Here is a 25361-nt window from a genome sequence, read left to right as displayed (position 1 = left end):
GACCCCCTGTGGGAGCGGCGTTAGCCGCGAACACCGGCGCAGCCGGTGCCATGCAGCGCGTTGGATTCTTCGCGGCTAAAGCCGCTCCCACAGGGTACGCGTACCGCTTGCGAACTCAGTTCTCTACATGACAGCGCAACCCGAAAGGCTGGGCGATCTCCCACAGGGTTCGAGCAAGGCAATTGCTTGCTCTATCAGCCTAGATCACCGCGCTTGTTCAGCTGCTCGCACTGCACCTGCGCATCCGTCCTGCTTGGATAACTGGGCTTGAGCCGCTCCTTCGCTTGGTTGTCGTAAATGTCGAATCCCCCACAAACGGTAGCAGCGTAATAGCGGCTACCCACGCGGAACGACTCCTTTTCGATCGGCACAGCGGGAACGATAACGAATCTTGGTTGCATGTTTCGTGCCTCCCCAGGCAGAGATTTAAGTATTAGTCTGGCCATGGATAAGCATCAAGGAGACTCATGAATAAAACATGGTTTTCTTGAACGGCAGGTGGACACCGTCCTGTCATCAAATGAAAACCCGCTGTCGTCCGATGCGAAGCACCCCGCACACCAAGGGCATACAGTCCAATCACCCAGAACTGACGCCATGCGTCCAGATCGATGATTGGAGAGACAAGCATGTCCAAAGTCGTACGTTTCCATCAGACCGGTGGCCCCGAGGTGCTGCGCTACGAGGACGCCGAGGTCGGCGAGCCCGGCCCTGGGCAGGTGCGCTTGCGCCAGGTGGCGGTGGGCCTGAACTACGCCGATACCTATTTTCGCAACGGCACCTACCCGATCCCGCTGCCCAACGGCATCGGCGTGGAAGCTGCCGGAGTGGTAGAGGCGGTGGGCGAGGGCGTGACCCAGGTGGCGGTCGGTGACCGGGTCACCTACACCGGTTTCCTCAACACCCTGGGCGCTTATTGCACTGAGCGCCTGATCCCCGCCGCTGCGCTGATCAAGTTGCCGGATACCATCGCCTTCGAAACCGCCGCCGCGATGACCATGCGCGGCCTGACCTCTGCCTACTTGCTGCGTCGGCTCCATGATTTCAAACCCGGCGACAGCGTGCTGCTGCATGCTGCTGCTGGCGGGGTTGGCTTGATAGTCGCGCAGTGGGCACGGCTGTTGGGGCTGAACGTGATCGGCACAGTGTCGACCGAGGCCAAGGCCGAAGTAGCTCGCGCCCATGGTTGCAACGACATCATCAACTACAGCGTCGAGGACGTGGCCACGCGCGTGCGTGAGTTGACCGACGGGGTGGGGGTGAATGTGGTGTTCGACAGCGTTGGCAAGAATACCTTCATGGGCTCGCTTGATTCGCTCAAGCGCCGTGGCCTGATGGTTTGCGTCGGCACGGCATCGGGCACCATACCGCCGTTCGACCCGCAGTTGCTGGCGATCAAGGGCTCGCTGCAGCTCACCCGCCCGGCGTTGGCCGACTTCATCGCCGACCCGGCAGAAAAGGCTGACCTGGCTGGCGAGCTGTTCGATCACGTCAGCAGCGGGCGTATCCGTATCGAGATCAACCAGCACTACGCGCTGCAGGATGCCGTCCAGGCCCACCGTGACCTGGAAGCTCGCAAGACCACCGGCTCGTCGATCTTCGTCATCTGAAGAGGGCAACAGCATGCACATCGAACAACTGACCTGCGCGATCGGTGCCGAGGTAAGTGGGGTCAACCTGGCCGACGCGATCCACGACGACGACCTGTTCGCCCAGTTGCGCGCGCAGTTGCTCCGGCACCGTGTGCTGTTCCTGCGCGACCAGCACTTCAGCCGCGCCGAACACGTGGCTTTCGCCCGCCGCTTCGGCGACCTGGAGGACCACCCGGTGGCCGGCAGCGACCCGGAGCATCCGGGTCTGGTGCAGATCTACAAACGCCCGGACCAACCCAACGACCGCTATGAAAATGCCTGGCACACCGACGCCACCTGGCGCGAGTCCCCGCCGATGGGCTGTGTGCTGCGCTGCATCGAATGCCCGCCAGTGGGCGGCGACACGATGTGGGCGAACATGGTGCTGGCCTATGAAAACCTGCCAGGCGATGTGAAGGCCAGGATCGAAGGCCTGCGCGCCCGCCACAGCATCGAGGCCAGCTTTGGTGCGGCCATGCCGCTGGAAAAGCGCCTGGCGCTGAAGGCGCAGTTCCCCGATGCCGAGCACCCGGTGGTGCGCACCCACCCGGAAACCGGCGAGCAGGTGCTGTTCGTCAACGCCTTCACTACCCATTTCAGCAACTACCACACCCCGCAGCGGGTGCGCTTCGGCCAGGACGCCAACCCCGGTGCCAGCGACCTGCTGCGCTACCTGATCAGCCAGGCGTACCTGCCTGAGTACCAGGTGCGCTGGCGCTGGAAGCCCAACAGCGTGGCGATCTGGGACAACCGTAGCACCCAGCACTACGCCGTCATGGACTACCCGCCGTGCCACCGCAAGATGGAGCGCGCGGGGATCAAGGGCGGCCCCACGTTCTGAGTTCGTCGCCGTCGCTGGCGGCATCCGCACAATAACAATAGCGAGGACTACAGCATGCAATTCTTCGACGATTCGTTGCACCCGGAAAACATGGAAAAGGTGGTGATCACCGTGGCCCCCTATGGCCCGGAGTGGATGCCCGAAGACTTCCCTGAAGACATACCCCTGACCATGGACGAGCAGGTGCAGAAGGCCGTCGACTGCTATGAGGCTGGCGCCACCGTACTGCACCTGCATGTGCGTGAGCTGGACGGCAAAGGCTCCAAGCGCCTGTCCAAGTTCAACGAGCTGATTGCCGGGGTGCGCGAAGCGGTGCCGGACATGATCATTCAGGTTGGCGGGTCGATTTCCTTCGCCCCGGAAAGCGAAGGCGAGGCGGCCAAGTGGCTGTCGGACGACACCCGGCACATGCTCGCCGAGCTGACGCCGCGCCCCGACCAGGTGACCGTGGCCATCAATACCACCCAGATGAACATCATGGAGCTGCTGTACCCCGAGTACCTGGAAGGCACCTCGTTGGCCAGCCCGGCGATTCATGCCGCCTACAGCGAGATGACCGTGCCGGCCGGCCCGGCCTGGGTCCGCGAGCACCTGCGCCGCCTGCAGGCCAGCAACATCCAGCCGCATTTCCAGCTGACCGGCATGCATGCCCTGGAGACGCTCGAGCGCATCGTCCGCCGCGGTGACTACATGGGCCCGCTGAACCTGACCTGGATCGGCATCGGCGGCGGCTTCGACGGCCCCAACCCGTTCAACTTCTTCAACTTCATCCACCGCGCGCCGGACGGTTGTACCCTGACCGCCGAATCGTTGCTGAAGAACGTGCTGCCGTTCAACACCATGGCCCTGGCCATGGGCCTGCACCCGCGCTGCGGCAACGAAGACACCATCATCGACCAGCATGGCAAGCGCTTTACCTCGGTGCAGCAGATCCGGCAGACCGTGCGCGTGGCCCACGAGCTGGGCCGCGAAATTGCCAGCGGCAAGGAAGCACGCGCCATCTACCGCATCGGGCAGCAGTACGACAGCATCGAGCAGACCTTGAAGGCCAACGGCATGGCGCCGAATCGCCAGGCGGGCCACAAGGGCGTGCCGCAGCGCGGCTGATGCAGCAGGGTGCCACGGTCCTGATGTTTTTTGTGGGAGCGGCCTTGTGTCGCGAAAGGGCGCTCCCACATCGACCGAGCAAGGTTTTGCAGTAGTTCATAACAACAAGAACAACCTCACGCCCCACACCCAAGGAGGCAACATGGCCACCTACCTCGCCAGTGCCGAACATTCCGGCACCGACACCGCCCACAGCGTCCCCCGGCGCTATGCCTGGGTGGTCTTCGCCCTGACCTTTGGCCTGTTGATCTCCGACTACATGTCGCGCCAGGTGCTCAACGCGGTGTTCCCGCTGCTCAAGGGCGAGTGGGCATTGAGCGACAGCCAGCTCGGCTTGCTCAGCGGTATCGTCGCGCTGATGGTCGGCCTGCTGACCTTTCCGCTGTCGCTGCTGGCCGACCGCTTCGGCCGGGTGCGAAGCCTGGTGCTGATGGCGGTGCTGTGGAGCCTGGCCACCCTCGGCTGCGCCCTGGCGGAAAACTACCCGCAAATGTTCATCGCGCGGTTTCTGGTCGGGGTGGGCGAAGCTGCCTACGGCAGCGTCGGCATCGCCGTGGTGGTCGCCGTGTTCCCCCGCGACATGCGCTCGACCCTGGCCGGGGCGTTCATGGCCGGTGGCATGTTCGGCTCGGTGCTGGGCATGGCCCTGGGCGGTGTATTGGCCCAGCATCTGGGCTGGCGCTGGGCATTCGCCGGCATGGCATTGTTCGGCCTGGTGCTGGCTATGCTGTACCCGCTGATCGTCAAGGAGGCGCGTATTGCGCCTCGATGCGCGCAGCAGATGCAAGGCAAGGCCAGCCGCCCGCTGCGCACCCTGTACAACAGCCGTTCGGTCATCGCGGCCTACGTCGGTAGCGGGCTGCAGCTGTTCGTCGGCGGCACCGTGATCGTATGGATGCCCAGCTACCTGAACCGCTATTACGCAATGGGCACCGACCGCGCCGGGGCAATTGCCGCAGTCATCGTACTGTGCAGCGGTATCGGCATGATCCTCTGCGCCATACTCTGCGACCGCCTCGGGCGGCAGCGCCCGGACCGCAAGATCAGCCTTGCCATCGCCTACTGCCTGGGCAGTTGCGTGCTGTTATCGCTCGCTTTCGCACTGCCTGCCGGCCCCACGCAACTGGTGCTGATTTGCCTGGGCATGATGATTGCCGCCGGCACCAACGGCCCATCCAGTGCCATGGTTGCCAATCTCACCCACGCCTCGGTGCACGGTACCGCGTTCGCTACCCTGACCCTGGCCAATAACCTGTTGGGCCTGGCCACCGGGCCGCTGGTCACCGGGCGCGTTTCCGACCTGATCGGCCTGCATGCCGCCTTCCAGCTGGTGCCGCTGATGAGCATCGGCGCGGCGGCCGTGTTTTTCCTTGCCAAACGTCATTACCACCGTGACATGGAGCGTCTGCATACACCGGCACATAACGCTGCCGGCGCACCCCGGGAGTTGAAGTCGTGAAACAGCTGTTGTCCGTCGAAGTGTTCTTCGATTTCGTCTGCCCGTGGTGCCTGATTGGCCAGCGGCACCTGCAGGCCGCCTTGTTGCTGTTGCAGCGCGAACAGCCCCAAGTACAAGTACAACTGCAATGGCGAGGTGTGCAGTTGTTGCCAGGCTTGCCAGCCAGTGGCCTGCCATTCCATGCCTTCTATCTGCAACGCCTGGGCAGCGAGGAGGCGGTGCGCGAGCGCCAGGCCCAAGTACGCGCCGCCGCCCGTGTAGTAGGCGAGGACATCGACTTCTCGCGTATTCGCCGCATGCCAAACACCGGCAATGCCCACCGGCTGCTGCAACGGGCCACCGGGCTGGTCGATGCATCGCAACTGGAAGCTTTGCTGGCACAGCTGTTCATTGCCTATTTCCATCAGAGCCGCGACCTGGGAGATAGCCGCACCTTGCTCGACATCGCCCAGCGTCGCGGGCTGGAGGCCGCACAGGTCGTCGACTGCCTGCGTGACGACGGCAGCCCGTTCCTCGACGGGGCAGGGCGCGCAGGCAGTGCCGTGCCGCGTTTCCGCTTCAATCAGGGGGCGCTCATTGCAGGGGCCCAGCCTGCCGAGGTGCTTTTTGCCGCCATGATCGAAGCGCTGCAGGAGGTTGAACGGGCATGAGCCGGCGTATCGCATTGGCCCCCCATCAGGTGCCGGAACGCAATGGCCGCGTGCTGTTGGCCTGTGAAGGGCGCAGCGTGGCGCTGTTCAACGTTGCCGACTCGCTCTATGCCATCGAAGACAGCTGCCCGCACCAGGGGGCGTCGCTGTGCGGCGGGCGGCTGGAGGGCCGTGTCATCCAGTGCTGCGCGCATGGCTTGCGCTTTGACCTGGCCAGCGGCTACCTGGTCAATTCCAGGGCCTTGAAGGTTGCCAGCTACCCGGTCGAGCAGCAGGGCGGGCAGGTCTATATCGTGTTTGACAGTGAGGAAGCGGGGCAATGATCACACTGGCACTCGGCACTACCCATCAGCGTATCCGCACCCTCGCCCCGGGGGTGGTGGTCAGCCTTATCGTCGGCGCGGCCGCCAGTTTCCTCAGCGAGCATTACGCGGCGCCGGTCATGCTGTTTGCCCTGCTGCTGGGGATGGCGTTGAACTTTCTCGCAGTCGACGGCCCGTGCAAGGCTGGTATTGAATTCACCGCTCGCACGGTACTGCGCCTGGGAGTGGCGCTGCTTGGCATGCGTATTACCCTGGACCAGATCGCCAGCCTGGGGTGGAAGCCCGTGGCCTTGGTCATGACCCTGGTGGTGGTGACAATCCTGGTCTCCGTGGTGGTGGCCAAGGCGCTGGGGTTTTCACGGTTGTTCGGTATGCTCACTGGTGGTGCCACGGCCATTTGCGGTGCTTCGGCGGCGCTGGCGCTGGCCGCCGCCTTGCCTCAGCACCCGCGCAAGGAGCATGCCACGCTGTTCACCGTGATCGGCGTATCGGCGCTGTCGACCCTGGCGATGATACTTTACCCGATGATTGCCCAGTGGCTGCACCTGTCGCCAGCGCAGGCCGGGGTCTTCCTCGGTGCGACCATCCATGACGTGGCGCAGGTGGTAGGGGCGGGCTACAGCATGTCCACCGAGACCGGTGACATTGCCACGGTGGTCAAACTGATGCGGGTGGCCATGCTGTTGCCGGTCATTGTCTGCGCGGCCATGATTACCCGGCGCCAGGGCCTCGAGGCCGGTGGGCAGCGGCCGCCCTTGCTGCCATGGTTCGCAGTCGGCTTCCTGCTGCTGGCGTGCATCAACAGCACAGGGTGGGTGTCCGCCGCTGTGCAGGGCGGCATCAACGACCTGTCACGTGGTTGTCTGGTGGTGGCGATCAGTGCCCTGGGCATGAAAACCCAACTCAAGGCGCTGGCCTCGGTCGGGTTGAAACCCATCGCGCTGATGGTGGGGGAGAGCGTATTTCTCGTGATTTTGGTGTTGGCGTTGATGCGTTGGGTGGGTTCGGCTTGAGATTTATGGCGCCTGAGAGATCGAGCGCCGCCCGCGCGGCGCTTCGCAGCACAAGGCTGCTCCCACATCTGTTTCAGGCCAGTCACGCCTGTCCCAGCGCACGCGACCGCCTTTGTTTGCCTGTCACAATATCGGGATGGACGCCAAGGGGTCGCGCGCCTGTGTCTCAGGAATAATTGGCCTGAAACAGATGTGGGAGCAGCCTTGTGCTGCGAAGCGCCGCGCGGGCGGCGCTCGATCTCACAGGCACCGCAAATCTAAGCTCAGGCGCCTGGCGGCCCTGACGCAATCTGATCAAAATTCTGTGCCCGCCAACTGGCCGGCGGCATGCCGAACTGGGCGATGAACCAGCGGGTGAACGAACTGGGCATCGAATAGCCCAGCATGTCGGCGATACGCCCCAGCGAATAGCCGGGGTTTTCCAGGTAGCGCATCACCAGGTCACGGCGCACGCTGTTGATCAGGTCCTTGAAGGTCAACCCGCTTTCTTCCAGGCGCCGCTGCAGGGTGCGCACGTTCATGCCCTGGGTCTGTGCCACCTGCTCTATGGTGGCGCGGCCCATGGGGAGCAGCAGGTAGATGGTCTTGCGCAACTCCAGCTCCAGGGACGGCGTGCCGCCCGCCGGCAGGCTGTCCAGATAGCGCTGCGCCAGGCGCGCCATGGCTTCATTGGCCTGCGGGCTGGTGCTATCCAGATCGGCGGCTGGGCAGACGATGCCATTGAACTCGCTGCCGAACACCAGCGTACAGCCGAAAATGCGTCGATGGGTGGCCAGGTCGGCGGGAGGCGCGTGGGTGAAGTTGGCGCTGATCGGGTGCCAGTGGGCACCTAGCAGCGCCGCGCACAGGCGCATCATCACGCCGATGGCCAGCTCGGTGGCCTGGCGGCTGCAGGGCGCGCGCTCGTTGATCACCTCCTCGCGAATGACCACGGTCTTGCCAGCTTCCTCGATATGAATGGCCAGGGCGTCATTGAGCAGGTGACGGTACTGCACGATCACCTGCAGTGCATCACGCAGGGTGCGTTGGTGGCTGAGCAGCAGGCTGATTTCGCCGAAGTCCGACAGTTGCCGCAACTCGGCCATGCGCAGGCCGAAGCTTTCGCAACGGGTGGCGCTGGCAGAGGCTTCCAGCAAGGTGATGACGCTGGCAACCGGGATACGCCGGTTGGGGTCATCGAGCAAGGCGGCGCTGAGGCCAACCTGTGCCAACAGCGCATGGGGATTGAGGCCCAGGTGGCGGGACACCTCAAGGTAATTGGTCAAGCTGGCGGCACGGACTAGGGCAGGCATTTTTTGTTGTTATCCATGTTTTCCAGGCTAACTGCTGCTTTTTTGTAGGAGCAGCCTTGTGCTGCGAAGAGGCCGGTACGACGGATATCACTGTTATGGCCTTTACGGCCTCTTCGCAGCACAAGGCTGCTCCTACAAAAAGCGAGCGGCTGATTGGTTTTATAGCCTGCGTGTCATGAATTGAAAAGCAAAGCCCTGTCAGGGGCATTGTCATCAAATGAAAAGCCCCTGACGCCCAATGTGAAGCACCCGGTGGGTGGGCTGTTTACTGTGAACCTCAAGAGCTACACCGCACACGAGGTTCACCGTGGATAAATTGCAAACCACCGCCACCGTGCTGATCGTCCCCGGCCTGCGCGACCATGTCGCCGAACACTGGCAGACCCTGCTCGCAGGCCGCCTGGCCAAGGTGCGCAGCGTACCGCCGCTGCAGGTCGACGGCCTGTGCTGCACAGCCCGGGTCGAGGCGATCCAGCGTGAGCTGGACCAGATCGATGGTGAAGTGATTCTGGTGGCGCACAGCGCTGGCGTGCTGATGGTCGCCCACTGGGCGACGCGCTATCGGCGGCCAATCAAGGGTGCATTGCTGGCGGCGCCGCCGGACCTGAACGCGCAATGGCCGGCCCACTACCCAAGCCCGGCCAGCCTGGCCGAGCACGGCTGGTCGCCGGTACCCCATGAGCCGCTGCCGTTCCCAAGCATTGTCGCGGCCAGCAGCAATGACCACCTGGCCAGCTTTGCCGCGGCTAGTGCCCTGGCCCAAGGCTGGGGTAGCGAACTGGTAGCACTGGGGGCCGTCGGCCACCTCAACCCGGCCTCCGGCTTCGGCCCCTGGCCGCAGGCCGAGGCCTTCATCCAGCGACTGGACCAACCCAACCTGCAATAGCGCATGGACGCCCCAGCCACGCTCGCAAAAGACGGGCGGCGTAAAAAACAATAACAATACGTGGAGCCATCGTAATGCCAGAACACCGCATTCACCGTGCTGTGAAACCACAGCGCTGCCTGCTCGCCTGCGCCATCGGCCTGCTCACGCTGCCCGCTGCCCAGGCGTTCGAAGTCGATACCGGCAATGAAAACTGGGCCGTGCGCTTCGACAACACCGTCAAGTACAACTATGGCGTTCGCACCGAAAGCGCCGACAAGCGCATGCTGGGCACGCCCAACAGCAACGACGGTGACTACAACTTCCGCAAGGCCGGCACCAACATCACCAACCGGGTCGACCTGCTGACCGAGCTGGACGTGGTCTACCAGGGCAACACCGGGTTCCGCGTCAGTACCGCCAGCTGGTACGACAAGGCCTATGACAACACCGGTTCCAATAGCAACCCGTTCGTCAACGGCAACGGCGACCAGTCCGGCATCAACCCCAGCCTCAATGGCCTGCCCGGTACCGGTGTGCCGCTGGGCAGTCCGCACCTGAGCAACTACGCCCAGCGTTACTACAGCGGCCCTTCCGGTGAAGTGCTGGATGCCTTCGTGTTCTTCAGTCGTGAAGTCGGCGATGCCTCACAGGTCAGCGCCAAGCTGGGCCAGCACAACCTGTTCTGGGGTGAAACCCTGCTCAACCCGGTGCATTCGCTGAGCTACGGTCAGTCCGGCCTCGACCTGGCCAAGCTGGCCGCCTCGCCGGGCACCGAGGCCAAGGAACTGTTCGTGCCGCGCAACCAGCTGTCAACCTCGTTCCTGGTCAACTCCGAACTGACCCTGGGTGCCCAGTACTTCTTCGACTGGGACGCAGCCCGCCTGCCCGAAGCCGGTACCTACTATGGCGGCTCGGACGTGGTAGGCGAGGGTGCCCAGAGCTTTCTGCTCGGCCACACTGGCACCCCGGGGCTGATCCCGGTGCGCGGTGCGCTGACCACCATCCGCCGCGGCCATGACCTGAAACCGGGCAAGAGCGGCGACTGGGGCATCATGGCCAAGTGGTCGCCCGAGTGGCTGGGCGGCACCCTCGGCTTCTACTACCGCAAGACCTCCGAGATCCTCCCGCAGGCCTGGCTCGACGCGCGCGGCATGACCGTCGCCAACGGCCCGTTCGGCAACCCGCCGGGCAGCCGCCAGGGCGCGGTCGGCAACCTGTACAACTCGCTGCAAAGTACTACTTATCAGTTTGCCTATTCCGACGACATCGACATCTACGGCCTGAGCCTGTCCAAGGATGTGGGCGGCATCAGTGTCGGCAGCGACCTGAACATCCGCCACAACATGCCGTTGGCGAGCATCCCGGCAATCGTCAGCGCCCCCGGCCAGGGTGGTCTGGGAGGCGGCTTCGGCCTGCTGCCAGCACGCCTGCCCGGCAGCGGGGTGATCTTCGACGTGCCCAAGGATGGCGACGGGCTGAGCGCCACCGGCGACACCCTGCACTGGACCTTGAACGGCCTGATGACCATTGGCGATACACCGCTGTTCGATTCGGCAACCCTGCTTGGCGAGCTGTTCTACAGCAACCTGCTCAAGCTCGATAGCCACAACGAGGCCTTGTACAAGGGCAAGAGCAGCTACCGCGGTATCGACAAGGCCACCCGCGACAACTGGGGCATCGCCGTCAATTTCACCCCTACCTGGTACCAGGTGCTGCCGGGCATGGACCTGAGCATGCCGCTGTCGGTCAACGTCGGCCTCGACGGCGTGTCGCCGGTGCAGGGCGGTGGCGCCGAGAACACCGGCAACTATGCGGTAGGCGTGAGCGCCGCGATCTACAACCAGTACTTCGTCGACCTCAAGTACGTCGACAGTTTCGGTGAGACCAAGGCCTGCAAGGACGGCCAGACCGACGGCAGCACCCCCAACGCCCTGGACGGCGAACAGGATTACACCTGCTACGGCGGCGGCTACGCCTCCTTCTCCGGAGGTGGTGCCACCACCGAGGACCGTGGCGCCCTGTACCTGACCGTCAAGACGACCTTTTGAGTCATCTTTCCTAGAGCCTACACAGGAAGACAACCATCATGAATTTCGTACGTACCCTGCTGGCCTCGTGCCTGTCACTGGCCGCCCTGAACGCTGCCCAGGCCGCCGTTTCCACTGACCAGGCTGCGCGCCTGGGCACCAGCCTGACCGCCATTGGTGCGGAGAAGGCCGGCAATGCCGATGGCTCGATCCCGGCCTACCAGGGCGGCCTGCAGACCCCGCCAGCCAGCTACCAGAGCGGCGCCAGCATGCGCCCAGACCCGTTCGCCAGCGACAAGCCGCTGCTGGTCATCGATGGCAAGAACGCCGAGCAGTACAAGGGCCAGCTGACCGCCACAACCCTGGAACTGCTCAAGCGCTACCCCAGCTACCGCGTCGATGTGTACCCGACCCACCGTAGCGTGGCGCTGCCGCAAGCGGTACTCGACAACACCCGCAAGAACGCCACTGGCGCCAACAGCAAGGAGGGCGGCACCGCGGTAGACAACGTGCTGCCCGGTATCCCGTTCCCCATTCCGCAGAACGGCGCCGAGGCCATGTGGAACTTTCTGCTGCGCTACCAGGGCGTAAGCATGACGGCCAAGTACGACTCGTGGAACGTCGACGCCGCTGGCAAGCCATCGCTGTCGACCACCGGCCAGGCCAATATCAGCTACCCGATCTACGAAGACATGACCAAGCCGATCGGCGCCAAGGACACCTACTACCAGATGAAGCTGGTGTACACCGGGCCTGCACGCCGTGCCGGCGAAGCGATGATGCTGCGTGATGCCGCCAACCCGCTGGTGCAGCCCCGCAGCGCCTGGCAGTACCTGCCGGGCCAGCGGCGGGTCAAGCTGGCACCTAACCTGGCCTACGACACGCCCAACCCGGGCACCTCGGGTTCGGGTACCTACGATGACGTGTTCGTCTTCAACGGTGCGCTGGACCGCTACGACTGGACCCTGGTCGGCAAGCAGGAAATGTACGTGCCTTACAACACCTACCAGCTGACCTACAACACCGACGTCAGGCAGGTGATCACCCCCAACCACCTGGCGCCGCAGTTCGTGCGCTGGGAGAAGCACCGGGTGTGGGTGGTGGAAGGCAAACTCAAGGACGGTGCGCGCCATATCTACCACAAGCGCCGCTTCTACCTCGACGAAGACAGCTGGATCGCCCTGGCCTCTGACCAGTACGACGCCCGTGGCCAGCTGTACCGCGGCTCGTTCGCCTTCCTCACCCAGAGCTACGACAAGCAGACCCCGGACGCCACGCCGTTCATGATCTACGACCTGATTGGCGGCACCTACAACCTCAATGGCGTGGTCGGTGCCTACGGCGGTATCCGCTACATCGACCCGCTGTCGAAAACCCAGTGGTCGCCAGAGTCGCTGGCCGGCAACGGCATTCGCTGAATGCACGAAGCAGAGGTGACAATGTCTGTCTTCAAACGATGCAGCCTGGTAGTTCTGGCCCTGGCCGTGCTGCAGGGCGCGGCTCAGGCGGCGCCCTTCACCGATGTGCTGGACCTGCCCGCCATGCCCAGCGCCCTGGTCGCCAGCAGCGCCTTGCGCGATGTAACCCAAGCCGGGCAGCGCCTGATCGCGGTGGGCCCGCGTGGGCACATCCTGTACTCCGATGACCACGGCGCGCACTGGCAGCAAGCCCAGGTGCCGGTCAGCGCCGACCTCAATGCCGTGAGCTTCGCCACGCCCGAACTGGGCTGGGCGGTTGGCCACGATGGCGTGGTGCTGCATAGCCGCGATGGCGGCGTGCACTGGCAGAAGCAGCTGGATGGCCGGGCGCTGGCCGAACAACTGCCGGGCACGGGGAGCGACAATGCCTTGCTCGACGTGTGGTTCAGCGATGCCCGCAATGGTTATGCAGTCGGCGTGTTCAACCTGCTGTTGCGCACCGTTGATGGCGGCGAGCACTGGCAGCCCTGGCTCGACCACAGCGATAACCCGCAAGGCCTGCACCTGACCAGCCTGGCGACGGTGGGGGACGAGCTGTACATCACCGGCGAGCAAGGGCTGCTGTTGAAGCGGGACGGCGAGCGCTTCAGCCGTGTCGAAACACCCTACGCCGGCACACTGTTCGGTGCTGTCGGCAAGCCCGGTGTACTGCTGGTCTACGGCCTGCGCGGGCATGTCTACCGCAGCACCGACGGCGGCCGGCAATGGCTGCCGGTCATCACCGGTGTGAACACCAGCCTTACCGCCGCCGGCGTTGACCGTAACGGCCAGCTGTGGCTGGCCAGTCAGGCCGGTGACCTGCTGCGCAGCCAGGACGATGGCGCCAGTTTCAGCCCGATGCCGCAGAGCGCCCGTGGCCCAGTGACCGCGCTCGCCACCGATGCCGGCAACGGCCTGGTGCTGGTCGGCGAGCGGGGCGTGCGCAACCAGGCCGGCAACCCCACGCTGCACCCATAACAAGAGAAGACCCCGATGGCCGCTACCCGCCAAGACACCCTTCCGGTAATCCGCAACCTCGACGATTTCGACCCCCACTCGGGCAACGGCATGGAGCGCCTGGTGTTCAACCATCGCCTGCCGTTCCTGCTGTGCATGTTGCTGGCGACCCTGGTGCTGGGCTACATGGCCCTGACCCGCCTTGAGCTGCGCCCCAGTTTCGACAAGATGCTGCCGCAGAGCCACCCCTACATCCAGAACTACCTGGAAAACCGCCCATCACTGCGTGGCCTGGGCAATGCGGTGCGTGTGGTGGTGGAGAACACCCAGGGCGACATCTTCGACCCGGACTACCTGCAGACCCTGCGCCATATCAACGACGAACTGTTTCTCAGCCAGGGGGTGGACCGGGCATGGATGAAGTCGCTGTGGAGCCCGGCGGTGCGCTGGACCGAGGTGACCGAGGAGGGCTTCCAGGGCGGCCCGGTGATGCCCGACGGCTACCAGGGCGCGGCGGGTGACATCGAGCAACTACGGCAGAATATCGAGCGCGCCAACATTGTCGGCAGCCTGGTGGCGCGCGATTTCAAGTCGAGCATGCTGGTCGTGCCGCTGCTCGACCAGGATTCGGCCACCGGCAAAGGCCTCGACTACCATGCCTTCTCGCAGAAGCTCGAACAACTGCGCAGCCAGTACCAGGCCAGTGGCCAGTACCGCATCCATGTGATCGGCTTCGCCAAGCTGATGGGTGACCTGATCGACGGGTTGATTCAGGTGATGGCGTTCTTCGCCCTGGCAGTGCTGACCAGCCTGCTGATCATCTATTGCTATACCCGTTGCGTGCGCAGCACCTTGCTGGTGGTGCTTTGTTCGCTGACTGCGGTGGTTTGGCAGCTGGGCATCGTCGCCTGGGTGGGCTACGCCATCGACCCGTATTCGATCCTGGTGCCGTTCCTGATCTTCGCCATCGGCGTCTCCCACGCGGCGCAGAAGATGAACGGCATCCTCCAGGACATCGGCCGTGGCACCCACCGCCAGGTGGCAGCTCGCTATACCTTCCGCCGCCTGTTCGTGGCCGGGGTGACCGCGTTGCTGGCCGATGCGGTGGGCTTTGCCGTGCTGATGCTGATCGACATCCCGGTGATCCAGGACCTGGCTATCACCGCCAGCATTGGCGTGGCGGTGCTGATCTTCACCTCGCTGTTGTTGATGCCGGTGGCGCTGTCTTATGTAGGTGTAGGCCGCAAGGCTGCCGAGCGGGCCCTGTATATCGACGCACGCGCCGCCCAGCACCGTGGCTTCGGCCGGCTGTGGGACCTGCTCGACCGCTTCACCGAACGCAAATGGGCCAGCGCCGCACTGCTTGTGGCCCTGGCCCTGTGCGCCCTCGGCATCTGGGGCGGCCTGCAGTTGAAAATCGGCGACCTCGACAGCGGTGCACCCGAGTTGCGCGCCGACTCCCGCTACAACCTCGACAACGCCTACATCACCCGGCACTACGCGCTGTCCAGCGATACCTTCGCGGTCATGGTCAAGACCGCTCCGGAAGGCTGCCTGCAATACCAGACGCTGGTCCTTGCCGACCGCCTGGCCTGGGAACTGCAGCAATTGCCGGGTGTGCAGACCACTGTGTCGCTGGCCAACGCAGTGCGCCAGATCACCGCCGGCACCTACGAAGGCAACCCGCGCCTGAACAGCCTGCAGCGCAACCAGGACGTGCTCAACTACGCCGCCCAGCAGGCCTCGGTCAACGCCCCGGAACTGTTCAACAACGACTGCTCGCTGATGCCGGTAATTGCCTACCTCAAGGACCATCGCGCCGACACCTTGGCCCAGGTGGCCGCCGCGGCCGAACGTTTTGCCCAGGCCAACAGCAGCGCCGAACAGCAGTTTCTGCTGGCCGCCGGCAGTGCCGGCATCGAGGCCGCTACCAACGTCGTGGTTCGCGAGGCCAACCACCGCATGCTGTTGCTGGTGTACCTGGCCGTCACGCTGTTCTGCCTGTTCACCTTCCGTAGCTGGCGCGCCACGCTGGTGGCGATCCTGCCGCTGATGCTCACCTCGGTGCTGTGCGAGGCGCTGATGGTGGCCATGGGCATTGGCGTCAAGGTCGCCACCTTGCCGGTGATCGCCCTGGGCGTGGGTATTGGCGTGGACTATGCGCTGTACCTGCTCAGCGTGCAGTTGCACTACCAGCGCGCCGGGCTGAGCCTGGCCCAGGCCTACCAGAAAGCCGTGGCCTTCACCGGCCGGGTGGTAGGGCTGGTCGGCATTACCCTGGCGGCGGGCGTGGTCGGTTGGGCCTGGTCGCCGATCAAGTTCCAGGCCGATATGGGCCTGCTGCTGACCTTCATGTTCCTGTGGAACATGCTCGGCGCGCTTGTGCTGATCCCAGCGTTGTCGCACTTCCTCCTGCGTGGCCAAGTCGCCCCGGCACCTGCCGAGGCCCAGACCACGCCGCTTCCGCAAACCCAAGAAACCGAGTGCTCGCCTCATGTCTGATTACCTTCCGCCACTGCGCGACATGGATTTTCTGTTCAACGAAGTGTTCGACATCCCGGCCTGGTGGGCGCAAACGCCCGCCCTGGCTGAGCAGGTCGATGGCGAAACTGCCCTGGCCGTGCTCGAACAGGCCGGCAGGCTGATTGCCGAGGTGGTGGCGCCGCTCAACCGCAGTGGCGACGAGCAGGGCTGTCGTTGGGAGGCCGGCCAGGTGCGTACCCCCGACGGCTTCGCTGACGCCTACCGGGCATTCGCCGCTGATGGCTGGGTGGGCGTGGCCGGCGCCCCTGAGTACGGGGGCATGGGCATGCCGAAAGTGATCGGCGCCCAGCTCGAAGAAATGCTCAATGCTGCCAACCTGTCGTTCGGCCTGTACCCGATGCTGACAGCCGGGGCCTGCCTGGCGCTGCTCAACCATGCCAGCGAACCGCTGAAAGCGCTGTACCTCCCGCCCATGTACCAAGGGCGCTGGACCGGTTCGATGTGCCTGACCGAGCCGCACGCTGGCACTGACCTGGGCCTGATTCGCACCCGTGCCGAGCCGGTTGCCGATGGCGGTTACCGCATCAGCGGGACCAAGATCTTCATCACTGGCGGTGAGCAGGACCTGACCGAGAACATTATCCACCTGGTGCTGGCGCGATTGCCGGATGCGCCAGCCGGGCCCAAGGGCATCTCGCTGTTCCTGGTGCCCAAGGTGCTGGTTGGCGCCGACGGCGTGCTGGGCGAGCCCAATATGGTCAGTTGCGGTTCGATCGAGCACAAGATGGGCATCAAGGCCTCGGCCACTTGCGTGATGAACTTCGACGGTGCAATCGGCTACCTGGTCGGCGAGCCGAACAAGGGCCTCAACGCGATGTTCACCATGATGAACTACGAGCGCCTGGGCGTTGGTATCCAGGGCCTGGCCCTGGGCGAGCGTTCCTACCAGGGCGCCATCGCCTATGCCCGTGATCGCCAGCAGGGCCGTGCGCCCAGCGGCGCGGAAGCGCCGGGGCAAAGCGCTGACCCGATCATCGTCCACCCGGACGTGCGGCGTATGCTGCTGACCATGAAAGCGCTGAACGAAGGCGGGCGGGCCTTTTCCACCTATGTGGCGCTGCAGCTGGACCTGGCCAGATACAGCGAAGGGCCGGGCGCACGCGCCCAGGCCGAGGCCAGGGTGGCGTTGCTCACGCCGGTGGCCAAGGCCTTCCTCACCGACATGGGGCTGGAGACAACCGTGCACGGCCAGCAGGTGCTTGGCGGTCATGGCTATATCCGCGAATGGGGGCAGGAGCAGTTGATCCGCGACTGCCGCATCACCCAGATCTACGAAGGCACCAACGGCATTCAGGCTCTCGACCTGGTGGGGCGCAAGCTGTTTGGCGATGGCGGCAAGGCCTATCGCAGCGTGTCCGACGAAATTGCCGCCTTTGCCGAGGCGCTGCCCGCGGCGTGCGCCGAGTTCGGTGCGCCGTTGCTGGCCGCCGTGCGCAACCTCGACGAGCTGACCGCCTGGTTGCTCGACCGGGCCCAGGGCAACCCGCGCGAGCTTGGCGCGGCGGCGGTGGAGTACCTGCAGGTGTTTGGCTATACCTTCTACGCCTACCTGTGGGCGCGCATGGCCCTGGTATGCCAATGCCATACGGCCGCCGAGCCGTTCCACCTGAGCAAGCTGGGTACAGCGCGGTTCTACTTTGCCCGCCTGCTGCCACGCATTCATTCGCTGAGCGCCAGCGTCAGGGCCGGTAGCGATAGCCTTTATCTGCTAGAGGCTGGGCAACTGTGAAGGCGGCCGACATGATCACCACTCGCATCATGCCCGCTGCCGAGCAGGCCTACGCTTATCCGCTGCTGATCAAGCGCCTGCTGCTGTCGGGCGTGCGCTACCAGCCCAACCAGGAAATCGTCTACGCCGACAAGCTGCGCTACACCTACACCACGTTGCTCGAACGCATCCAGCGGCTGGCCAACGTGCTGACCGCCGCCGGGGTCAAGCCTGGCGACACCGTGGCCTTGCTCGACTGGGACAGCCACAGGGCGCTGGAGTGCTTCTTTGCCGTGCCGATGCTGGGGGCGGTGCTGCACACGGTTAACGTGCGGCTGTCCGCCGAGCAGGTTCGCTATACCATGAACCATGCCGAGGACCGCCTGGTGCTGGTGCATGACGACTTCCTGCCATTGATGGCACAGTTACGGGATGACTTGTCGACGGTCGAGGGCTTCATTCGCCTTGACGACGGCGGCCCCGCAACGCAGGGCGTGCCGTTGCTGGGCGAGTACGAAGCGCTGCTGGCGGCTGCCGAGCCGCAGTTCGACTTCGCCGATTTCGACGAGCGCTCACTGGCCACGCTGTTCTACACCAGCGGTACCACCGGCAACCCCAAGGGCGTGTACTTCAGCCACCGGCAACTGGTGCTGCATACCCTGGTCGAACAGGGCACCCTGGCTGCCTGCGGCGAGGTGCCATTGCTGCGCAGCGGCGATGTCTACATGCCTATCACGCCAATGTTCCACGTGCATGCCTGGGGCGTTCCTTATGTGGCTACGGCACTGGGCATCAAGCAGGTTTACCCCGGCCGCTACGAGCCCAACCGCCTGGTGCGCCTGTACCGCGACGAGGGGGTGACGTTCTCGCATTGTGTGCCCACGGTGCTGCAAATGATGCTCGACAGCGAGCAAGGGCGTCGCGCCGACCTGACGGGCTGGAAAATGCTGCTGGGCGGCAGCGCCCTGACCCTGGGTCTGGCGCAACGCGCCAGCGAGCGCGGCATCAGCGTGCATTGTGGCTACGGTATGTCGGAAAGCTGCCCGCTGCTCAGCATCACTCACCTGAGCGCCGACCTGCTGTCACTGCCCATGGCGCAACAGTTGCCGCGGCGTATCGATGCCGGCGTGCCGATTGCCCTGGTGGACCTGCGCATCGTTGACGCTGAAGGCAATGATGTGCCCCGCGACGGCGAAAGCCTGGGTGAAATCGTGGTGCGTGCGCCGTGGCTGACCCAAGGCTATCTGCACGAACCGGAGCAGGGCGCCGCGTTGTGGCTGGGGGGCTGGATGCACACGGGTGACCTGGCCTGCATCGATCCGGCGGGTGTGGTGCGTATTCGTGACCGGATCAAGGATGTGATCAAGACCGGCGGCGAGTGGGTCAGCTCGGTGGCGCTGGAAAACCTGATCAGCCAGCACCCGGCTGTCGCGTCGGTGGCGGTGATCGGCATCCCGGACCCGCAGTGGGGGGAACAACCGTTGGCCCTGGTAGTGTGTTGTGACGGCATGCAGTTCGACCAGGCGGCACTGGCCGGGCACCTGCAGCCGTTTGTCGACAGCGGGCACCTGAACAAATGGGCGATACCGCGGCAGCTGCGTTGCGTGGACGAGATCCCCAAGACCAGTGTTGGCAAGATTGACAAGAAGCGGATCCGGCAGGCATTTCTCTGAATGCTGACAAGGACTGGCTGATGGCACCTGTGGGAGCTGGCATGTTCGCGGAGCAGGCGAAGCGGTGGATGGCACCGGCTGCGCCGGTGTTCGTGGGCGCGCCCGCTCCCACATTGCCTGAGCAAGAAAGCGGATGCAGGCAGGGCTGTGGATGCGTACAGTAGGTTGATCGCAACCTGGCAGGAGCCTGTTTATGTCCAGCGCATTCACCTTCATGCATTCGCCCGTCGGCACCCTGACCCTGGTGGCACGTGGCGAGTGCCTGGCAGCCGTACTCTGGGAAGAGGAGCGGGAAAACCGCGTGCGCCTTGGCGCCCTGCACCGTGACGACCAATGCCCGGTACTGCTGGAAACCGCCCGCCAGCTCGGCGAGTACTTTGCCGGCAAACGTCAGCGTTTCGAACTGGCGCTGGATTTTGCCGGCACCGAATTCCAGCGCCAGGTGTGGGCCGCGCTGTTGGCGATACCGTTCGGTGAAACCCGCAGCTACAGCGACATCGCCCGGCAGATCGGCAACCCCAGCGCGGTGCGCGCGGTAGGCGCCGCCAATGGCCGCAACCCGATCTCGATCATCGCCCCGTGCCATCGGGTGATCGGTGCTTCGGGCAGCCTGACCGGTTTTGCCGGCGGCCTGGCGGCCAAGCAGTATCTGTTGGCACTGGAGGGCCGGCAAAGCCTGGCACTGGACCTGTAAGGCGTCAGCAGAACCAGCTGGCGACCAGGCAGGCCAGCACGGCCAGCGCCGTGCCGGCCATCAGGGTGTACTGCCGATGGGCACGGCGTGCATGGGGCTTGACGGCGCGCAGGTACTCGCCGGGTGTCGGCGCATCGGGCCGGTGACGCAAACCCTCGGCCACATCGGCCAGTTGCCCCTGGATGAGCAAACCAGTCAGGTAGTAAGTACAGGCGTAGCTCAGCAACGCCAGAAACAGGTAGATCATGCCGGGTGCGGGCCCAGGGGAACAGCGATGGCACTGGCGTTGGCGGTGTCCAGTACGATCAGCCCTTCGCTGTGATCATCCAGGCTGGCCAGCAAGCGCCCCTGGCTGTCCCACGCCGCCGAGCCGCCGGCGCCGATGAAGGTGTCGGCCGGCCCCACGCAGTTGGCCAGCAACACCGGCATGCCCAGCTCGCGAGCCACCTCGGGGTAGTGCAGGTAACCCTCGCGGATGCCCTTGGCGGTTTTCGCCACGCTAACCAGGTACAGGTCGGCGCCTTGTTCCTGCGCTGCGGCCGCATGCGCCATGAACATCGATTCGTAGCAGATTGCAGGCGCTACCCGGTGCGTCCCAACCTGCAGCAGCAAGGCTTGATCGCCTGGGGTGAACCAGGGCAGCTCATCATCATGCAGGCGCCGCTTGGCATAGGCCTGGCGCGGTACCCCGGGGCTGAGGATTGGCATGCCGATGCGGATGCCGTCGGGTGTCGGTAGTGGCAGGCCAACGGCGACGGTGATACCCAATCGGTCGCAGGCTGCCTGCAGCGGGTCCAGCCGTGCCGAGCTGACGGGCAGGGCGGCCTGGCGTGCGAGGCTTGGCTCATAGCCGGTCAGCGACAGTTCGGGGAACACCACCAGTTCGGCGCCAAGGGCCGCGGCTTGCTCGACGCAGGCCAGGTGGCGTTCGAGGTTGGCTTGCACATCGCCCTTGAGCGACGCCAGTTGCACGGCGCACAACTTCATGAAAAAACCTTCCCTGGTACAGGTTGAAGGGCTGAGCATACTACCGGCACCGAGGCCTGTTCCAGTGAAGGGTTTTTCAGGATGCCGGGTGGAGGGCGAAGCGCTGGCGGAACCAGTCGTTGAGCATGGCCTTCTCGGCATTCAGGCGGTCACTGCTGCTGGCGACCCGGCCCGGGCGACTGAGGTACATCTTGTCGCTGACTCGCTCCTGCGCCTGCTGGTCGGGTTTGCCCGTTTGGCTGAGGGTGTAGCTGAGGTCGATGGTCGGCCAGGTGATTTCGCGCATGAAGCGTACATCGTAGGCCTGGCTATGCCAGGGCTCGAAGCGTCCGGCCAGGTCGATGTCGCGGATGTCGATGACCAGTCGCTGGCCGGGTTGCAGGTAGCGTTGGCCAAGCTTCTGCAAGTATCGGGTCAGGGTGTCCATCACATAAGTATCGGCACCACGCTCGTACCCGCGGCTGTCGAGGCTGGCATCGCGGAATTTTTCCGGGTGGTCGAAACGCACCTCGACCTGCGCGGCCGGGGCACCTTGTGCCATGCTGTCCAGTGACAGCGCCATGAGCACGGCACACACGAGGGCGGTACGCATGATGCACCTCCGGAGTGGGTTGGCTGTGCCTCCATTTTACCCCTGGCATGGCGGCACCAGCAGAGGAAGATTGTAATGGGACGGTTTCGGCGTCTGATGGCCAACCTGCGGGGACGTGACCTGGCGGTGGGCGATATCCATGGTCACTTCCAGCGCCTGCAGCAATGCCTGGATGCGGTGGGGTTCGATCCGGCCGTGGACCGCCTGTTCAGCGTGGGTGACCTGGTCGACCGTGGCCCGGAAAGCGAAGCGGCGCTGGAATGGCTGGCGCAGCCCTGGTTCCATGCCGTGCAAGGTAATCATGAGGCCCTGGCCATTACCCGCGTACGCGGCGGGCGGCTCGATCTGGACATGTATCGCGCCGCCGGGGGGAGCTGGTTTCTTGACCTTCCACGGAGCGAGCAGTTGCGTTTCGTGGAGCGCTTCGAGAAGCTGCCGATTGCGATAGAGGTTGAAAGTGCGGCGGGTCTGGTAGGCCTGCTGCATGCCGACAGCCCGTATTCCGATTGGGCAGTATTAAGGACCTGGCTGGAACTGGATGACGACCCTGAAGTAAGGGAAGTGTGCCAATGGTCGCGGCGGCGGCTGAAGGTAGGCGATACCCAGCCCGTACAGGGCCTGCGTGCCTTGTTGGTGGGGCACACGCCGGTGCTGGAGGCCAAACTGCTGGGCAACGTCTGGCACCTGGATACCGGGGGCTGGGCCAGTGGCCATTTCACCTTGATGGACATGCGGACCCTGCAACTGCTCAGCCCCAGGCCAGGTGAAACAGCAATGCCGCAGCCAATAGCACCAACATGACCCCGGAGGCCCGTTCCAGCCACGGCAGGCTGCGGGCGAAGCGCCGCAGCACCAGCGGGTTGCCGATGGCCACGGCAACCAACAGGTCCCAGAGCAGCACGATGCTGAACATCCACATGGCGTAGGTTGCTTTCCAGGCAATGCTAGCGCTGGCGACCAGGCTGACCAGGCTGGCATAGAACAGCGCATTCTTGGGGTTGAGGATGCCGGACAGGAACCCCATGCCCAATCCCCGCCACCACCCTTGGACTGTTTGCTTGCCAGCGACTGCGCCCAGGCTGGTTTGCCCGGCATGGCGCAGGAACAGGGTGCCGATGTACAGCAGGTAGCCGGCGCCGGCCAGTTGCAGGATGGTGAACAGCAGGCTGCCTTCTTGCAGCACCGACAGACCGGTGAAAGCCATGGCGATGAACACGCCATTGGCCAGGGCGATACCCAGGCAGGCGCCGCTCGCGATGCGCCAGCCGGCGTTGATCGAGGTGCGTGCGACCAGAAAGAAGTCCGGGCCGGGAGAGAGCAGGGCGAGGAAGTGGGCGAGGGCGATGATCAGGAATTGTTGCATGGGTGGGCGGCTCTGGCGGAAAGGCCGAACTCTGCCCTTCGGCGCTCACGCCGTATTGAACAATATTGCAGGCCCATTGCCGGAGCTGCTGCGCAGCCCTTTCGCGACACAAGGCCGCTCCCACATTGAACGGCGTACGCAGCACCTGTGGGAGCGGCCTTATGTCGCGAAAGGGGCGCAAAGCGCCCCCATGGTCTCAGAGTCCGTGCAAATCCCGATACTGCCCTGGCGTCACCCCCACATGGGCCTTGAACACCCGCTGGAAATGACTCTGGTCGGCAAACCCGAGCCGATAGGCCACCTCCGCCAGGGCCTGCCCCTCGCTCAGCAGCTGGCGCCCACGGTTGACCCTGGCATTGAGCAGGTAGGCATGCGGCGTAAACCCGGTAGCCGCGCGAAATGCGCGAATCAACTGGTAGCGCCCAAGCCCGGCCTGCCGTGCCAGTACTGCCAGGCTCAACTGCACCGGGTCCTGGCCTTCGATGTGCGCGATCAGCCCACTCAGCTCGCTCGCCCCCAGGGCAGGTGCCGGCGCCAGCGGCGCGTGCCTGGCAGAGTCCAGGTCACCCAGAAAGGCAATCAGCGCCGCATCCTTCTCACCATTGCTGGCGTTGGAGAACAGCAGACTGTTCAGTTTGCAGAACTGCCGATACACCTCCGGCACCTGGCAGATACGTGCCGGCTCGCCGGGCCCGGTAGCCTCCAGCCCGGACTCCAGGCGCAGCTGCGCCAGCCAGTCGGCATCCACATGCAGCATCTGGTAGCTCCACGCTTGCCCGGGCTCGGGGTTGCAGGCATGTACCCGATGGGCCGGGACCAGCACCAGCGTGCCGGGCGTCAGGCGTTGCTGGCCGTTGCCGGCACCGGTGAAATGACTGTGGCCGGCATCCACCACACCGATGGAAAACGTCGGGTGGCTGTGGGCCTTGTAGCAGGCGCGGCTATGGCAGGCGCGGCGGCTTTCGACATGCGGCAGGGCCGGGTCGCGCCACAGCGCGGCTTGGGAACGGGGCATCACAGGGTCCTCGGTATGCCCGGCAGCTTATCAGGCGCCGTGCACCCATACAGTTTTTTCCGCTGGCTGTAACTTGACCGCAAGACCCCGTACCCGCCGAAATAGACGCCTCTTGCGAAAGGAAGACAATAATGGACCTCTCAAGCCTGCTGCTTTTCATTCCCGCCTGCTTTGCCCTGAACATGGCGCCGGGGCCGAACAACCTGCTGTCGCTGCACAATGCCAGCCGTTACGGCCTGCGCACCGCCTGCGTGGCTGGCGGCGGGCGCATCGTCGCCTTCAGCGGCATGATCGCTTTGGCGGCCATGGGCCTGGCCGTGGTGCTGCACACCAGCGAATACCTGTTCCTGGCCATCAAGATGGTAGGGGCGGCGTACCTGTTCTATATCGCCTGGCAACTGTGGCGGGCACCGGTGGGCGAGGCAGTGGTGACAAGCGATCACCCACGCGGCACTTGGCGCCTGGCACGTCAGGAGTTCTGGGTGGCCGCTGGTAACCCGAAAGCGATCCTGATCTTCACCGCGTTCCTGCCGCAGTTCGTCTCGGTCGGCAGTGCCACCCCGGTGAGTGAGCAGTTCCTCTGGCTGGGTGTGCTGTTCCTGTTGCTGGAATGGGCCGCCATCGCTATCTACGCCGGACTGGGGGCGTACATGCAGCGCTGGTTCAGCCAACCCGGCCCGCGCCGGCTGTTCAACCGGGTCAGTGCCTCACTGCTGGGCTGCGCCGGCCTCGGGCTGCTGGCTGCGCGTCGCGCTTAGTCGCGATAGAACGTCTGCACCAGGTGATAGCCGAATTTGCTCTTGATCGGCCCGTGCACCACGCGCAGGGGCTTCTTGAAAATCACCTGGTCGATGGCGCCGACCATCTGGCCGGGGCGGATTTCACCCAGGTCGCCGCCACGCTTGCCTGACGGGCAAGTGGAGAACTTTTTTGCGAGCACGTCGAAAGCCTCGCCATTGGCGATGCGCTGCTTGAGCTTTTCGGCTTCGTCAGCGGTCTTGACCAGGATGTGGCGGGCTTGGGCTTTCATGGGGTACCTGTGCTTCAGGGGCGAAAAAGGCGCGCATTATGCCTGATCGAGCCGGGTTGAGGCCATTGTGGGAGCGGCCTTGCGTCGCGAAAGGGCTGCAAAGCAGCCCCAGGATTTCAGCAGCGATGCA

The 25361-nt window shown here is 64.5% G+C and carries 25 protein-coding genes; 17 read left to right on the top strand and 8 right to left on the bottom strand.

Features of this window, described 5'->3' with window-relative positions; translation table 11 throughout:
• Positions 1 to 194: 194 nt before the first annotated feature.
• On the bottom strand, positions 195 to 401 hold the full coding sequence (locus CAY82_RS17165; protein ID WP_087502287.1) for a hypothetical protein: 207 nt from the start codon (positions 399 to 401) through the stop codon (positions 195 to 197).
• 228 nt (positions 402 to 629) lie between these two features.
• On the opposite strand from CAY82_RS17165, the gene CAY82_RS17160 reads away from it, so the two are divergent.
• The 7 genes from CAY82_RS17160 to CAY82_RS17130 all read left to right on the top strand — a co-directional run bounded on the left by CAY82_RS17160 (position 630) and on the right by CAY82_RS17130 (position 7024).
• The gene (locus tag CAY82_RS17160; protein WP_087502286.1) at positions 630 to 1610 is read left to right on the top strand and encodes a quinone oxidoreductase; all 981 of its coding nucleotides are present in this window, start codon (positions 630 to 632) and stop codon (positions 1608 to 1610) included.
• Positions 1611 to 1623: 13 nt separating this feature from the next.
• On the top strand, positions 1624 to 2472 hold the full coding sequence (locus CAY82_RS17155) for a TauD/TfdA family dioxygenase (RefSeq protein ID WP_087502285.1): 849 nt from the start codon (positions 1624 to 1626) through the stop codon (positions 2470 to 2472).
• 54 nt (positions 2473 to 2526) lie between these two features.
• Positions 2527 to 3579 (top strand): 3-keto-5-aminohexanoate cleavage protein, encoded by a 1053-nt coding sequence (locus tag CAY82_RS17150; protein WP_087502284.1) that lies wholly within the window; start codon positions 2527 to 2529, stop codon positions 3577 to 3579.
• Positions 3580 to 3721: 142 nt separating this feature from the next.
• A complete protein-coding gene (locus CAY82_RS17145; protein WP_087502283.1) occupies positions 3722 to 5038 on the top strand; it encodes an MFS transporter in 1317 nt (438 codons plus the stop codon).
• The gene (locus CAY82_RS17140; RefSeq protein WP_087502282.1) at positions 5035 to 5688 is read left to right on the top strand and encodes a DsbA family protein; all 654 of its coding nucleotides are present in this window, start codon (positions 5035 to 5037) and stop codon (positions 5686 to 5688) included. Before CAY82_RS17145 ends, CAY82_RS17140 begins: the two co-directional genes overlap by 4 nt.
• A complete protein-coding gene (locus tag CAY82_RS17135; RefSeq protein ID WP_087502281.1) occupies positions 5685 to 6011 on the top strand; it encodes a Rieske 2Fe-2S domain-containing protein in 327 nt (108 codons plus the stop codon). Before CAY82_RS17140 ends, CAY82_RS17135 begins: the two co-directional genes overlap by 4 nt.
• The gene (locus CAY82_RS17130; RefSeq protein ID WP_087502280.1) at positions 6008 to 7024 is read left to right on the top strand and encodes a YeiH family protein; all 1017 of its coding nucleotides are present in this window, start codon (positions 6008 to 6010) and stop codon (positions 7022 to 7024) included. The genes CAY82_RS17135 and CAY82_RS17130 overlap by 4 nt, the downstream gene beginning before the upstream one ends.
• Positions 7025 to 7287: 263 nt before the next feature.
• On the opposite strand, the gene CAY82_RS17125 is transcribed toward CAY82_RS17130, so the two are convergent.
• Positions 7288 to 8316: an AraC family transcriptional regulator gene (locus CAY82_RS17125; protein ID WP_087502279.1), complete on the bottom strand. Its 1029-nt coding sequence runs from the start codon at positions 8314 to 8316 to the stop codon at positions 7288 to 7290.
• A gap of 307 nt (positions 8317 to 8623) precedes the next feature.
• On the opposite strand from CAY82_RS17125, the gene CAY82_RS17120 reads away from it, so the two are divergent.
• The 8 genes from CAY82_RS17120 (at position 8624) to CAY82_RS17085 (ending at position 20244) form a co-directional block, all read left to right on the top strand.
• On the top strand, positions 8624 to 9202 hold the full coding sequence (locus CAY82_RS17120; RefSeq protein ID WP_087502278.1) for an alpha/beta hydrolase: 579 nt from the start codon (positions 8624 to 8626) through the stop codon (positions 9200 to 9202).
• 74 nt (positions 9203 to 9276) lie between these two features.
• Positions 9277 to 11232: a DUF1302 domain-containing protein gene (locus CAY82_RS17115; RefSeq protein ID WP_087502277.1), complete on the top strand. Its 1956-nt coding sequence runs from the start codon at positions 9277 to 9279 to the stop codon at positions 11230 to 11232.
• 38 nt (positions 11233 to 11270) lie between these two features.
• Positions 11271 to 12629 (top strand): DUF1329 domain-containing protein, encoded by a 1359-nt coding sequence (locus CAY82_RS17110; RefSeq protein ID WP_087502276.1) that lies wholly within the window; start codon positions 11271 to 11273, stop codon positions 12627 to 12629.
• 21 nt (positions 12630 to 12650) lie between these two features.
• A complete protein-coding gene (locus tag CAY82_RS17105) occupies positions 12651 to 13646 on the top strand; it encodes a YCF48-related protein (protein ID WP_087502302.1) in 996 nt (331 codons plus the stop codon).
• A 15-nt stretch (positions 13647 to 13661) separates the two neighbouring features.
• On the top strand, positions 13662 to 16127 hold the full coding sequence (locus CAY82_RS17100) for an RND family transporter (protein ID WP_087502275.1): 2466 nt from the start codon (positions 13662 to 13664) through the stop codon (positions 16125 to 16127).
• Positions 16120 to 17898, top strand: coding sequence for an acyl-CoA dehydrogenase C-terminal domain-containing protein (locus tag CAY82_RS17095; RefSeq protein ID WP_087502274.1), 1779 nt, complete (start codon positions 16120 to 16122; stop codon positions 17896 to 17898). The genes CAY82_RS17100 and CAY82_RS17095 overlap by 8 nt, the downstream gene beginning before the upstream one ends.
• 11 nt (positions 17899 to 17909) lie before the next feature.
• Positions 17910 to 19550: a fatty acid--CoA ligase gene (locus CAY82_RS17090; RefSeq protein WP_087502301.1), complete on the top strand. Its 1641-nt coding sequence runs from the start codon at positions 17910 to 17912 to the stop codon at positions 19548 to 19550.
• 193 nt (positions 19551 to 19743) lie between these two features.
• Positions 19744 to 20244 carry a methylated-DNA--[protein]-cysteine S-methyltransferase gene (locus CAY82_RS17085; protein WP_087502273.1) on the top strand — a complete coding sequence of 167 codons (501 nt, stop codon included), beginning with the start codon at positions 19744 to 19746 and terminating at the stop codon, positions 20242 to 20244.
• A gap of 4 nt (positions 20245 to 20248) precedes the next feature.
• Here CAY82_RS17085 and CAY82_RS17080 read toward each other — a convergent pair whose 3' ends face one another.
• The 3 genes from CAY82_RS17080 to CAY82_RS17070 form a co-directional block, all read right to left on the bottom strand.
• A complete protein-coding gene (locus CAY82_RS17080) occupies positions 20249 to 20491 on the bottom strand; it encodes a hypothetical protein (protein WP_087502272.1) in 243 nt (80 codons plus the stop codon).
• Positions 20488 to 21231 carry a carbon-nitrogen hydrolase family protein gene (locus tag CAY82_RS17075; RefSeq protein WP_087502271.1) on the bottom strand — a complete coding sequence of 248 codons (744 nt, stop codon included), beginning with the start codon at positions 21229 to 21231 and terminating at the stop codon, positions 20488 to 20490. Before CAY82_RS17075 ends, CAY82_RS17080 begins: the two co-directional genes overlap by 4 nt.
• A gap of 76 nt (positions 21232 to 21307) precedes the next feature.
• Positions 21308 to 21823: a DUF3016 domain-containing protein gene (locus CAY82_RS17070; protein ID WP_087502270.1), complete on the bottom strand. Its 516-nt coding sequence runs from the start codon at positions 21821 to 21823 to the stop codon at positions 21308 to 21310.
• Positions 21824 to 21898: 75 nt separating this feature from the next.
• On the opposite strand from CAY82_RS17070, the gene CAY82_RS17065 reads away from it, so the two are divergent.
• The gene (locus CAY82_RS17065; RefSeq protein ID WP_087502269.1) at positions 21899 to 22624 is read left to right on the top strand and encodes a metallophosphoesterase; all 726 of its coding nucleotides are present in this window, start codon (positions 21899 to 21901) and stop codon (positions 22622 to 22624) included.
• On the opposite strand, the gene CAY82_RS17060 is transcribed toward CAY82_RS17065, so the two are convergent.
• Together CAY82_RS17060 and CAY82_RS17055 are read right to left on the bottom strand one after the other, a co-directional pair.
• On the bottom strand, positions 22572 to 23186 hold the full coding sequence (locus tag CAY82_RS17060) for a LysE family translocator (protein ID WP_087502268.1): 615 nt from the start codon (positions 23184 to 23186) through the stop codon (positions 22572 to 22574). The two genes, CAY82_RS17065 and CAY82_RS17060, sit on opposite strands and share 53 nt — an antisense overlap.
• Positions 23187 to 23382: 196 nt before the next feature.
• A complete protein-coding gene (locus CAY82_RS17055; protein ID WP_087502267.1) occupies positions 23383 to 24201 on the bottom strand; it encodes an AraC family transcriptional regulator in 819 nt (272 codons plus the stop codon).
• 131 nt (positions 24202 to 24332) lie between these two features.
• Here CAY82_RS17055 and CAY82_RS17050 point away from each other — a divergent pair, with 131 nt between their 5' ends.
• Complete coding sequence (locus CAY82_RS17050) at positions 24333 to 24959, top strand: LysE family translocator (RefSeq protein WP_087502266.1); 627 nt, start codon at positions 24333 to 24335, stop codon at positions 24957 to 24959.
• Here the strand turns inward: CAY82_RS17050 and CAY82_RS17045 are convergent.
• Complete coding sequence (locus CAY82_RS17045; protein WP_013972552.1) at positions 24956 to 25231, bottom strand: peptidylprolyl isomerase; 276 nt, start codon at positions 25229 to 25231, stop codon at positions 24956 to 24958. The two genes, CAY82_RS17050 and CAY82_RS17045, sit on opposite strands and share 4 nt — an antisense overlap.
• Positions 25232 to 25361 lie beyond the last annotated feature (130 nt).

The sequence above is a fragment of the Pseudomonas sp. SID14000 genome, from assembly GCF_002165135.1.
GTDB lineage: Bacteria > Pseudomonadota > Gammaproteobacteria > Pseudomonadales > Pseudomonadaceae > Aquipseudomonas.
This window is presented reverse-complemented; position numbering and strand designations above follow the sequence as displayed.